The sequence below is a fragment of the Psychromonas ingrahamii 37 genome (genome assembly GCF_000015285.1).
Lineage (GTDB): Bacteria > Pseudomonadota > Gammaproteobacteria > Enterobacterales > Psychromonadaceae > Psychromonas > Psychromonas ingrahamii.
This window is the reverse complement of record NC_008709.1, coordinates 3,272,225-3,284,104: the sequence shown is the minus strand read 5'-3', so window position 1 is coordinate 3,284,104 and position 11,880 is coordinate 3,272,225. Positions and strand designations below refer to the sequence as shown.

Genomic DNA, 11,880 nt, shown 5'->3' with positions numbered 1-11,880 from the left:
AATGCTGATAGAGTGTAAATTCTAGTCGAAAGTTATTGCACTCTAAGTCATTACACCCTAAGTAATTACATCTTAAGTAACTACATCCTAAGTAATTAAGGAATTTTAAATGTTATTAGATTTATCAATTTGGGAAAGATGGTTGCCATTTGTCGCTCTAATTGTTGCAATTTTTGTTGTTAAAATTGCCTATGTTCAAGTGCATGTTGGGCGAGAAGAGGCCCGAAGGGCTGCTGCTAACAACATTTATCAGCAATATTTAACGCTTTGTTTTGAAAACTCAAAATTTGCGAAAGGGCTTGTTCAACCGAGTGGTACAAATAATTTAGATTATTCAAAGTACTGCTGGTTTGTTTCTATGATGCTCTTTTCTTTCGAACAAATTATTGAAATTAATGTCAGTGAGGAAAAATGGCATAGGGCTATTAAATTACAACTTTTAAGGCATAAAGATTTTTTAAATAAATCAAGTACAGTGAGAGAAGAACAATGGGATGATCGACTTATAGGCATCATTAATGAACTTTAGTTGATCAAGCATCAGTTGGTATTTCTAAGCGATTGGATCGCGTCTTGCCTTTTCCCCAAACCACAGGGAAAGAGGTAAGTTTTTCCTTTTGCCTCAATCGTAAAAAATCTTTTAAAAAAAGGATTGGCTGTTCAGGCTTTTGTCCCGCCTTTTGTGATTATAGGCTCTATAATTACAGCAACCGTCGGCGCTATTATTTTGTTATTTATAATTATTCTAGTTAAGAAAGTGTCGCTCAATAGCATCTAGCAATAGAGTCAACCTGAAAAATATTTAAGCGAGTAAAATCTTCCCGCTTAAAAATAATTAAAAATAATTAAAAAGGTCGGTGATGTCATCGACTGGGTGTCGAATCTGGTGCATCACCTTATGCTAAAAGTTGTTGCATGACAGGCTGCTCGACAATAAGGCCTATATCGAAAAATACGGTGGAGTCATACTGGAGATTCTAAACCGGGGGTGGAAACATGAATAAGTTAATACGGTTTTGGGGTGATCTGCGATCGAGTTTCTGGTTTTTGCCTTTTCTGATCGTTCTGAGCAGCATTATTTACGCGATAGCGTTGATCAGAATAGACCGCGCCGGGAGCGACCGATGGCTGGGCCAGTGGCCGCAGATATTTGGAGTCGGGGCGGAAGGCGCACGCGAAATGTTGTCCACGCTCGCTGGTTCGATGATGACGGTTATGGGCATCACGTTCTCCATGACCCTGCTGGCACTGACGCTGGCTTCTAGCCAGTACTCCTCACGCGTCTTGCGCAACTTTATGCGCAGCCGTGTCACGCAGGTTACGTTGGGAACCTTTGCCGGAATTTTCGTCTATTGTTTGATCGTGATGCACACTATTCGCACTGTCGATGCGCCATTCGTGCCCAGTGTGGCGGTGTTTTTCGCCTTTCTTCTGGCACTTGGCGGCATTGCCGTCCTCATTTTTTTTATTCATCACATTGCCTCGTCGATCCAGGCATCCAACATCATCGCCTCCGTCGCTCAGGATACCTACGTTTCTATCGATCGGCTGCTGCCAAAAAAACTGGATCATGAGCCCGATGAATACGAAAGCCGGAATCAGGTGCTCGAGTCACTGGATGAGAGGGTCTGGTATCCAGTGCCGGTAGCCGTGAGTGGTTACATTCAAAGTGTGGATTATGATGCGCTGCTGCAACTGGCGGAGGACAGCAGGACCATAGTGCGTATGGAGCACGGCATCGGCGCGTTCGTTGTGCAAGATACGGCGCTAGTATCACTCGCCCTGACCTACCCGCCAGACCAGAAGATAATTGATGCACTTAATGGTGCTTACAGTATTGGCCGAAATCGCCTCGTTGAGCAGGATCCAGCTTTCGGTATCAGGCAAATTGTGGATATAGCCATCAAGGCACTTTCTCCCGGAATCAATGACACCTCAACGGCGGTTATGTGCGTGGACTATCTGGCTGCGATTCTGGCTCGGCTGGCCGGTAGACAATTCCCGCCCGTGCAACGTTACGAGGGAGAAACGCTGCGTGTGATAGCGATCGTTCCGAGCTTTGAGGGGCTATTGGCCGAGTCCTTCGATCAGATTCGAGCTAACGCTGAAGTGAATGTTGCCATACTGGCGCGTATCCTTAGCGCTTTTGATAGCATCGGCAGCCTGACGTTCAGAGACAGTCACTTACGAGCACTCAACGAACAGCTGCAGTGCATTGCCGAACTGGCCAATCGCTGCATCAAATCCAGCCATGATAGCGCGCGGCTCAAAAAGCGTTTGTCGGAGGTGCGTGAAACGCTGAAAGCTCAGTCAGCATTGTGCGCAGCGGAAGATAAGGGCTAGCAAGAGCTCTGGGTTCAAGTCTTGCCTTTTGCCTAAATTGTAAAAAATCTTTTAAAAAAAGGATTGGCTGTTCAGCCTTTTACTCTAAAGTCAGCCCACTGTTATTAAAGGTGAGTTGGGAATAACGCGACTTATGACTGTTTAGCAAAGTCAGAAAGAGCTTCTCCGCTTAAGCGATAACCAACCCATTCTGATTGGGCTACCGCGCCAACCATTTCATAAAAGTCACGGGAAGGTTTGTTCCAATCCAAACAACTCCATTCAAAACGGCCACAATGATTATCAATGGCGATTTTTGCTAAATGCTGTAATAATTTTTTACCTGCCCCTTGTCCACGAAACGCCTGAGATATGTAGAGATCTTCTAAGTAAAGGCCTGACTTGGCAAGCCAAGTCGAGTAGTTATAAAAGTAGATAGCAATACCGATCGGCACGCCTTGGTGTTCACAAATCAGTGCGTTGACATGACTTTTTTCAGAAAAGATACTCTGTTTAATGCTTTGCTCTGTGGCTAATACTTCATGTTCAGCATTTTCGTAAATAGCCAGTTCGGTGATGAAATGCAAAATTGTTTGGCAATCATTAATTATTGCGGGACGTATGGATATATTACTCATTGTTATCTCCTTTAAAGTAGGCTGTGATAATAACCCTGTTTCGAGCTGCGGGCTTTGAGTTTCGCGTTTTGAGCTTCAAGTTTAGAGCTTTGAGATTCCCGATAAGACAACTCGTGAATGACAGGGTGGTTGGGCGGGTTTGCCTTAGAGCTTCCGGCGTTGAGCTTCGAGCCTTCAAGCCTTTTCACTTTCCAGCCTTTTACTGTCCAGTAACTGCTTGAACTGCGGGTTTAATATAAAAGCCTAAAACTTCATATTGAGTATACCAAACAGCAACGGCTGCAAAGTAGCCGATAACTATCGTCCATGAGTATTTTAAGTGCGCACCAAAAGTATATACACCTTTAAGTTTACCCATCACACCAACACCTGCAGCAGAGCCAAAAGAAATCATGCTACCACCAACACCGGCAGTTAAAGTAACCAGCATCCACTGCGCTAAAGGAATATCTGGAGATGCTTTTAAAACGGCAGACATAACCGGCACATTATCAACAATTGCCGATAAGAAACCGACACCCATATTGACATACATTGGATCAAACATGGTATATAACTTAACGGCATGACCTAAGAAACCTGCAAAGTGCAGTGCCCCTACGGCGGCTAATATACCGAAGAAAAACAGCAGTGTGTCATTTTCAACTTTTGAAACAGATTTATAAATCTGAATATCATTGTCATGATATTTTTTAAGTGTGTATGCATAAAGCTGTAAAAGCGAAAGACCAAATAACATGCCCCACATAGGCGGTAAGTGCATAAGTTGCTTCCCTAAAACGGCTGAAGCAATGGTAAATATACCTAAGCCTATAATAACTTTACCTCCCTTGTGGATACGAACGGGCTCTGCCTTTTCAATTTGTCGAGGAGATCCTTTCGGCACAAAACGAGAAAGTAGAAAAGCGGTAACACCCCAACCAGTGACAGCCGCAGGAAATAAAAATAAGAAATCAATAAATCCTCCCTTACCTGCAGACCATGCCATCAGTGTTGTAATATCACCAAATGGCGACCAGGCACCCCCCGCATTTGCCGCGACGACTATATTGATTGCAGCAGGAATTAAGAAAGCTTTGTTGTCTTTTTCTATTGTAATAAGGACGGTCGAAAGAATAAGCGCGGTGGTTAAATTATCTGCAACGGGAGAGATAAAAAAGGCTAAAAATCCGGTGACCCAGAAGAGTTTTTTATAGTTATATCCCGCTTTGAGTAACTTTTCTTTTAAAGCATCAAAAACATTTCTCTCAATAAGCGCTTCAATAAAGGTCATTGCGACAAATAAGAAGAAGAAAATCTCTGCAATTTCCAGTATCAAGTGTGCTATTTCGGTGTCAAAGGCTGAAAAATCAAGTCCATTAACGGCGTAATAACCACCTAGCAACATAAACATAAATGTACCGGTAAACAATGCCGGCTTAGCTTTGTTTATATGGTACTTTTCTTCTGCAGCGATAAAGTAATAGCCTACGATAAATACTGTTAATAATAACCAACCAAATGGTTTAACCGCTAAATCAACGGCTTGAATGCCACTCCCGGCTGTTGTCATATTACCTCCTATAAAATTGTGTGGACACTCATAGATCGCTATCTATCTCGTTAATGCTGATCGGAAAATCTATTTCAGCGTCAATAGTGACTGAATAAATAATTTTATTGCCAACGGGTAACTGTTTTCACCCTGATCTTTAAGGTGTTTTATTGAGGAACTTAATGCTTTTTTGCTGTTTCAATAAATGGATATCCTGTCTTTTACTCTGCCTTTTATTTAGTTTTCATTTAAGTATGGCCAGAATAAACTCTATCCAGAGCTATGCAACAGACCTAGATCAAGAAAACAGTGGCTTTTTATATATGCGAGTGCGTTTCGAGCTTTAAGCTTCGAGTTTCGAGATTCCCGACAAAACAATTCGGGAACGACGGGGTGGGGGGCGGGTTTGCCTTCCAGCCTCCAGCTTCCAGCTTTGAACCTTCGAGCCTTCCAACCGCCTTTTTCCTAAATCGTAAAAAAGCTTTTAAAAAAGGATTGGCTGTTGAGCCTTTTGTTATTTCACTAATAAGCCCAGAGGATCAAGCAAAATGGCGACTCGTTACTAAGCAAAAATAGTGGACGCAAAAGATTTTCAAATACACTAAAAAGTTTCAAAATCCTGTTGCACGCGATCTTAAAGAGCATGTCGCAACAATTACACCTTTAACGGGGCTTACGCAAAGTGAGCTGTTTACGGGGGCAAATATGGGGCTTTCCTTAGAAAGTGAAATTAAATGGGAAATATTATCTGCTGAACAGGAGGAATTGAGAAAATATCTGCAACTTGCACGAGGTTTAGCTCAAACGGTAGAGTCTAGGTTGTTTTTTGATATCTAACCTAACGTAAATCAAAAAGGGATTCTTGAGCACTTAACGGTCGAACGTGATGCTTTTTTAAAGCCGATATAATCTCAAATAAAAAAAGCCAGTACTATACTGGCCTTGATGTTTTTTTGTTTCTTGGACTCGTTAAGGAAAATGTCTACCCATTTAATGGATTAATTTAATATATCAGCGAGGGTTTTTTCGCCGTTAAATAATTCAAATATTTTCCCACCTAGCTCAGATTTACCTACTGTATAGGTCAGTACGCTGGCGACATCTTCTCGATTAATGGTCATATCTTCTTTGTTGCTGGGCCTGATGGTTTTCACTTTACCTGTGGCGTTATTATCGGTTAATAAGCCAGGTCTAAATATGGTGTAATTTAGCCCACTGCCTATCAAGTGTTCATCGGCCATATGTTTGGCAACCATGTAAGGCTTCATGATTTCTGTACCTTGGGAAGGGTCGTCAGCGCCAATAGAGCTGACCATAACAAAATGTGAAACATTAGCCAATTTTGCGTAATCTACGGCTTTACATGCGGCCCATAAATCAATAAGCATGGTTTTATCATCGCCTGTTTTGCCACCGGAGCCGGCACTGAATATGACCTGATCGCAATCTGCAAATGCCTGGCTGAAGTCATTCTCCAAATCCCCCTCAACTATGTGCAGTTTATCGCAGCTAATATCAGCCAATTTACTTTTATCACGCACTAAGGCTATTACTGTTTTACCATCGGCTAACAGTTGCTTTGTCGTCATTTTACCGATTTGTCCGCTTGCGCCTATAATTAGTGTTTTTTTCATTTATCTTCTCCTTAGTAAAGTGGTACTCGCAGAACAGGCTGCTAACGATCTTATAAAATCGAAAAACAGCTATCTGGAGCGCCATCTAGGATGGATGGTGTAGATTATTGGCTGATTCAACGTCTCACCAACAAACAAGAAGGTGCACACACAAGTAAATAGCGCATGCTTTACTCCTTTTGAGACAATAATATTATTGATTACACACTGTATTGGGGGCATTGGGGCATGAGTTCAAGTCTTGCCTTTTTCCTACATCGTAAAAAAGGGATGCAGATAAAACTATCTGCATTCGCTATTTTGTTTTGATTACAAACCCAATTCTGTTAATCCGGGATGATTATCAGGTCGTCTTCCGGCAGGCCAACGAAATTTGCGTTCCACTTCACTGATAGCCTGATCGTTAATACTGGCATGGCGCTCAGTCATCAAACCTTGGTCGTTGAATTGCCAGTTTTCGTTACCATGGGAGCGAAACCAGTTTCCCTTATCATCATGCCATTCGTATACAAAGCGTACAGCAATCCGGTTTCCTTCATAAGCCCATAACTCCTTGATCAATCGGTAATCCTGTTCCTTTTTCCATTTGGCGGTAAGAAAGACTACAATTTCAGCCCTGCCGACTAAAAAGCTGTCGCGATTTCGCCAACGACTATCAAGGCTGTAGGCTGTGGCAATTTTTGTGGGGTCTTGATTGTTCCAGGCATCTTCCGCCAGGCGTGCTTTGAGAATGGCTTCTTCTTTGCTAAAAATCGGTAAAGGTTTGCGAATATCCTCAATATTAATGTCAAAATTCATGATGTTTCCTTATGCTGTTTAATTTAATAATAACTCAAAAGTTGGAACACCCATCTCTTTTTTATTAAAGTAAAAAAATGTGGGTGTTCTATCTTTTTGTTTACCAGAAAATCAATGATACTTATCCCAGGCTAAGTTTTTAATCTCTTCAAAACTCTATATCTCAACTCAACTCAATTACAATAAAAAATTTGTTCTACTGTAATCGTACAAACACTTACGCATATTGGGCAATAATGTGAGTTTTTTATGAACAGAGAATTTCAAAAAAGAATTGGCTGTCCTATATTTTTATAGGAATCTTTAATGAGTTTGGGGGACTGCTATGAATAATTTTATTATGCCCTTAAAAATAAAAAATGAGAAAAATGAGACAAGAAAGGTGGGTTTTGAATTAGAATTTTCAAATATAGAGATTGAAAATATACTTCAAATATTACAACAAGGCTTTGATTTTGAAATCAAAAAGAAAAACAAATTTTTATATAAATTAAACTCAAAATATGGGGAATTCACCTTAGAGCTTGATTTTGAGCTGTTAACAAAGCAAAAATTGAAAAATAGTTTAAAGGACTTTTTTAAACAGGTCAGTATAGATATTGATGAAAATAGCATTAATAAAGTAGAAGATATTATCGGCTCCTTATCACAAGATATAGTGCCCTATGAGATAAGCACTCCCCCTTTGCCTTTAGATGACATGGAAATAATTAACAGTATTGTGAAAAAACTCTATCAAAATAAAGCGTTTGGAACAAAAGAAAGATTTTATAATGCGTTTGGATTGCATATAAATATTGAAGCAGTCTCTTTGGAAGTTGAAAGTTTATTATCATACATACAGGCTTATATGATTTTACAGGATTATATAACGCAAGATGCTGATATTGATTTAGCGAGAAAAATAACCCCTTATATCGATAATTTTAAAACGGATTATATCATTCATATTTTGGATGAAACCTATAAACCAAACATCAATGAACTTATTGAGGATTACATTCAATACAACCCCACAAGAAACCGTTCATTGGATTTACTTCCTATGTTTGCATTTATAGATAAAAAAAGAGTAATGGAGAAGCTACCCGATGAAAAGATAAAACCACGTCCAGCATTTCATTATAGGTTATCAAATTCTATGGTAGGAGATAGTGCTTGGAAAGTCTCAGATGAATGGAATAGATGGGTATGGGTTGAGAAGCTGGCAAATGATAAAAACGCTTTAAAAGATTTATCCAAAGAGTATTTGAACTATTTAAATAATTTTTTAAATTTTAAAAATTGGCAGAGCAGGATGGAAAAATGGATAAAAAGCCATTAGTTGGAATATGTCTTCCTGATAAGGGTAATATTTTTGCTTATATTTTTATCAGGTTGAATTTATACATGCAAAAAGCGAAATGGATTAGCCTAAGACCTTCTTTGGATAATATAGATTTTGACGAACTTGATGCATTACTTTTAAGTGGGGGAAATGACATAGATCCTATACTGTATGGTGGCGAAAAAGATGCCCATAATACTTCGCTAGATAAGAAAAGAGATTGTTTTGAACTTGAAATGATAGATAAAGCTTACAAAAAAAAGATACCTATTTTAGGTATTTGTAGAGGAGCTCAACTTATAAATATTTATTTTAAGGGAAGTTTGTATCCTACGATATTAGATATTGATGAGTATATAATACATAAAAATTCTATTTTTCCCATAAAAAAGGTAGTTGTAAAAATATTTTCAAAACTTTTTACAATAGTTCAACACAAGGAAATTGTTGCAAACAGCATACATAATCAAGCTATAAAAGAGGTCGGTGAAAATTTAAAGGTTTCTGCAACAGATGACACAATAATAGAAGCGATAGAAAAAAAAGATTATCCCTTTTTGTTAGGCGTTCAGTGGCATCCTGAATATCTTCTTTATTTAAAGGAGCATAGAAATATCTTTAGAAGCTTTGTCAAAAGTAGTCTTTCTTCTCGATGTGTGGATTCGTAACTGAATTTAAGTATTTTCTGCCTCATCAAAAGTCATTTTTTTCTTGGTTTGGAGGAATAAAAACGTATCCCGGGCACAATGGCCCCAAGTGCGACAGGCACAAGACTTAATCCCAGAATAAGACTCCATCCTTTGACTCCCGGTGAAGCTGTTTGCAGGAGGGCTGAAAGCGGTGTCCAGTAGACGGCTAGCAGTAGAAGAGCGATACAAATAGCCCAGGATAGCCAAATCCATTGGTTGGTAGTGACATCGTTGACCAGAACCGGTGTGCCGCGATCACGAAGATTGAGGACAAACCAGAGTTTAGCAAAGGCAAGTGTCAGAAAAGAGATGGTCACAGCCCGCTTTTCGTCAAAACCAAAAAAGAAGAGCGCAATGGTCAGTGCTGTAAGGACAGTGGCACCGATAATTAGACTCCAAAGACCGATTGAACGCCAGTGATGAGAAGTCAGGACCGCCTCATTGGGTTCCCGTGGTAACCGTTTCATAACATCACTGCTCCCTAGGCCCAAACCAAGGGCAAGCGCAGGAAAAACATCTGTTAAAACATTAAGATAAAGAATCTGTAAAGGATTCAGAGGGATTGGCAACTGTGCCAAAGATGCCAGCGCTACAGCCAGCACTTCGGCAATATTGGTGCAGAGCATGAAAATAACCGATTTACGGATATTGGCAAAAATGATCCGGCCTTCCCGAACTGCCGCAACAATAGTTGAAAATTTGTCGTCACGCAGTACCATATCGGCAACCTGTTTTGCCGCATCTGTACCCCGTTTTCCCATGGCAATACCGATATCGGCTTGTTTCAGCGCCGGGGCATCATTGACTCCATCCCCTGTCATGGCAATTATCTGGCCGCTCTCCTGATATAATTTGACCAAATTAAATTTCTGTTCTGGTGTCACCCTTGCAAATACGCTGGCATCCTGAATCTTTTTGCGTTTTTTTTCTGAAAAATTTTCGAGGTCGCCCAGTTCCTTACCATGAAACGCCATCCCGTCAATGTTTAGTCCGACCTTCTGGCCGATGGCGCTTCCTGTGTCGGCTCTGTCCCCGGTCACCATCACTACTCGAATACCAGCGGCCTGACATTGCTCTATCGCCTCCCGGACATCGGTACGTGGGGGATCTTCCATGGCAGCCAGTCCAACGAAGCACAAATTTTTATAGGGATTTTCAGAAATTTCTGCGACCTCTTTGTCGGCAAACGCCAATAGACGCAGACCTTTGGCCGCAAGGTCGTCGACCCGTTTTTTCCACTCTCTGTGCTGCTCATCCGACAGAGGGGCAGAGCCGTTTTCGGTCAAAATATGGCTGCATGCCTGCAGCACTTGTTCCGGAGCACCTTTTACCGCAACATAATAAGGTGTTTCATCGTTTTCTTTATCTTCAGTTTGATGAAAGGTTGCCATCATCATTGTTTCGGAATCAAAGGAGACTTTGTGTACTTCTTCCCGTTCTTCGACCAACTGCACACCTTGTTGTACCGCCGCGTCCAGAAGCGCTATCTCTGTCGGATCACCGCTATAACCTCCCTCTTCATCCGGACGGGCATTAGAGCACAGAGCGCCTATCTTTAGCAGCCGCAGGATTGAAAGTTTTTTATTTTTTTTATGTTGATCGACTGGTTTTTTAGATTGTTCATCCAGACTCATCGATTCGAGCGGGGTAACCAGCTCCGTGACAGCCATCTTATTCTCGGTAAGCGTTCCGGTTTTGTCGGTTAAAATAACCGAAGTAGCGCCAAGGGTTTCCACTGCTGCTAATCGGTTAACCAAGGCATTATGTTTGGCCATCAACCACATGCCGCGAGCCAGGGCGATGGTCGCAACTATCGGCAGGCCCTCGGGAATGGCAGCAATACCCAGAGCAATAGCCGTCTCAATCATGAGCACCGCATCACGACCAACTGCCAGCCCTGCTGCACCAATAATTACGGCAATAGCAAGGGTTATCCAGGCTAGACGCTTGCCCAGTTGATCGAGCCGTTTCTGCAGCGGGGGAGCCTTTTTTTTCGCCGCCGCCGTCAGTTGGGAAATACGACCTATTTCAGTTGATATCCCTATTGCGGTAACGACTCCTTCCACCTCCTCTCCCTCAATTATGCTCGTTCCCTTGTAGAGCATGCAGCTTCGTTCATGTAGGACTGCTTTAGCATCAATGCTGTCCGGCGATTTATTGACCGGCATCGATTCACCGGTTAAAGCCGATTCATTAACTCGGGCTCCTTTCTTGTTCAACAGCCGCAGATCTGCCGGAACCAGATTTTCATTACCGAGAAGAACGATATCCCCGGGAACAAGTTCAGATGCTGCTATTTCTTGTTTCTCACCTTGTCGACGGACGGACACTCTATGCTGTCCGAAATGCCTTAGTGCCTCCATTGATCGAACAGCTTTATATTCTGAGAAAAAGCCGATCGCGGTATTGATCAGCGTTACGGCGACCAGTGCCATTGCTTCCGGCCAGCGGGCCGTGATGAAAGCTACCGCTGCTGCCGTTATCAGGATTAGAATGACAATACTTTTGAACTGATTGAGCAGAATATGGTATGGACTGGGTGTTGTTTCTTCTTGAAGTTCATTTGGGCCATATTGTTGCTGTCTTTTCTGAACTTCCTCCTGACAAAGTCCCTGTGTGGAATTGACGTCCAACTGCTCCAGCACATCTTCTGCCGCCGTGCTGTAAAACGTTGCCCCGCCCGATTCCTGTTGTTGCGCATGCTTGTCCAAATTCTCTTCCCTTACCGTTAATAATTTAGCGAAATTGGCTATCTACCGACCTTGTCGTTTATTACTGCCGGATTCGGCAGGGGCTTTGTACCTGTTTCCAAAGGGGGAACGATTTATGTTGTTCTACTAAATAATAGTAGCTGCTTTTTGTGCCTTTTCTTGTACATTCTCCATACAAGTCGAGGGCATCCATAAATTCTTTTAAGCCTTTTCACCTTCTAGCCTTT

The 11,880-nt window shown here is 41.7% G+C and carries 11 protein-coding genes; 6 read left to right on the top strand and 5 right to left on the bottom strand.

Annotated features, from left to right (window positions below):
* Positions 1-109 precede the first annotated feature (109 nt).
* The 3 genes from PING_RS13840 to PING_RS13835 all read left to right on the top strand — a co-directional run bounded on the left by PING_RS13840 (position 110) and on the right by PING_RS13835 (position 2,343).
* On the top strand, positions 110-529 hold the full coding sequence (locus PING_RS13840; RefSeq protein ID WP_011770948.1) for a hypothetical protein: 420 nt from the start codon (positions 110-112) through the stop codon (positions 527-529).
* A gap of 153 nt (positions 530-682) precedes the next feature.
* On the top strand, positions 683-778 hold the full coding sequence (locus PING_RS21900) for a hypothetical protein (RefSeq protein ID WP_408635128.1): 96 nt from the start codon (positions 683-685) through the stop codon (positions 776-778).
* A 218-nt stretch (positions 779-996) separates the two neighbouring features.
* Complete coding sequence (locus tag PING_RS13835) at positions 997-2,343, top strand: DUF2254 domain-containing protein (protein ID WP_011770947.1); 1,347 nt, start codon at positions 997-999, stop codon at positions 2,341-2,343.
* A 131-nt stretch (positions 2,344-2,474) separates the two neighbouring features.
* On the opposite strand, the gene PING_RS13830 is transcribed toward PING_RS13835, so the two are convergent.
* Together PING_RS13830 and nhaD are read right to left on the bottom strand one after the other, a co-directional pair.
* Entirely contained in the window at positions 2,475-2,960 is a 486-nt protein-coding gene (locus tag PING_RS13830) for a GNAT family N-acetyltransferase (protein WP_011770946.1), read from the bottom strand.
* Between the two features lie 199 nt (positions 2,961-3,159).
* Positions 3,160-4,512, bottom strand: coding sequence for a sodium:proton antiporter NhaD (gene nhaD, locus PING_RS13825; protein WP_011770945.1), 1,353 nt, complete (start codon positions 4,510-4,512; stop codon positions 3,160-3,162).
* 687 nt (positions 4,513-5,199) lie between these two features.
* On the opposite strand from nhaD, the gene PING_RS21625 reads away from it, so the two are divergent.
* Entirely contained in the window at positions 5,200-5,331 is a 132-nt protein-coding gene (locus PING_RS21625; RefSeq protein WP_269571510.1) for a hypothetical protein, read from the top strand.
* A gap of 161 nt (positions 5,332-5,492) precedes the next feature.
* Here PING_RS21625 and PING_RS13815 read toward each other — a convergent pair whose 3' ends face one another.
* Together PING_RS13815 and PING_RS13810 are read right to left on the bottom strand one after the other, a co-directional pair.
* A complete protein-coding gene (locus PING_RS13815; protein ID WP_011770944.1) occupies positions 5,493-6,128 on the bottom strand; it encodes an SDR family oxidoreductase in 636 nt (211 codons plus the stop codon).
* Between the two features lie 309 nt (positions 6,129-6,437).
* Entirely contained in the window at positions 6,438-6,926 is a 489-nt protein-coding gene (locus PING_RS13810) for a nuclear transport factor 2 family protein (protein WP_011770943.1), read from the bottom strand.
* A gap of 325 nt (positions 6,927-7,251) precedes the next feature.
* Here PING_RS13810 and PING_RS13805 point away from each other — a divergent pair, with 325 nt between their 5' ends.
* Together PING_RS13805 and PING_RS13800 are read left to right on the top strand one after the other, a co-directional pair.
* On the top strand, positions 7,252-8,250 hold the full coding sequence (locus tag PING_RS13805; protein ID WP_011770942.1) for an amidoligase family protein: 999 nt from the start codon (positions 7,252-7,254) through the stop codon (positions 8,248-8,250).
* Positions 8,232-8,921, top strand: a complete 690-nt coding sequence (locus PING_RS13800; protein WP_011770941.1) for a gamma-glutamyl-gamma-aminobutyrate hydrolase family protein — start codon at positions 8,232-8,234, stop codon at positions 8,919-8,921. Before PING_RS13805 ends, PING_RS13800 begins: the two co-directional genes overlap by 19 nt.
* A gap of 32 nt (positions 8,922-8,953) precedes the next feature.
* On the opposite strand, the gene PING_RS13795 is transcribed toward PING_RS13800, so the two are convergent.
* A complete protein-coding gene (locus PING_RS13795) occupies positions 8,954-11,653 on the bottom strand; it encodes a cation-translocating P-type ATPase (RefSeq protein ID WP_011770940.1) in 2,700 nt (899 codons plus the stop codon).
* Between the last annotated feature and the right edge of the window lie 227 nt (positions 11,654-11,880).

Bases quoted from the DNA above. Each gene is read 5' to 3' on its own strand.
- PING_RS13840 (WP_011770948.1), top strand. From the start codon at position 110: ATGTTATTAGATTTATCAATTTGGGAAAGATGGTTGCCATTTGTCGCT.
- PING_RS13835 (WP_011770947.1), top strand. From the start codon at position 997: ATGAATAAGTTAATACGGTTTTGGGGTGATCTGCGATCGAGTTTCTGG.
- PING_RS13830 (WP_011770946.1), bottom strand. From the start codon at position 2,960: ATGAGTAATATATCCATACGTCCCGCAATAATTAATGATTGCCAAACA.
- nhaD (WP_011770945.1), bottom strand. From the start codon at position 4,512: ATGACAACAGCCGGGAGTGGCATTCAAGCCGTTGATTTAGCGGTTAAA.
- PING_RS21625 (WP_269571510.1), top strand. From the start codon at position 5,200: ATGGGGCTTTCCTTAGAAAGTGAAATTAAATGGGAAATATTATCTGCT.
- PING_RS13815 (WP_011770944.1), bottom strand. From the start codon at position 6,128: ATGAAAAAAACACTAATTATAGGCGCAAGCGGACAAATCGGTAAAATG.
- PING_RS13810 (WP_011770943.1), bottom strand. From the start codon at position 6,926: ATGAATTTTGACATTAATATTGAGGATATTCGCAAACCTTTACCGATT.
- PING_RS13805 (WP_011770942.1), top strand. From the start codon at position 7,252: ATGAATAATTTTATTATGCCCTTAAAAATAAAAAATGAGAAAAATGAG.
- PING_RS13800 (WP_011770941.1), top strand. From the start codon at position 8,232: ATGGATAAAAAGCCATTAGTTGGAATATGTCTTCCTGATAAGGGTAAT.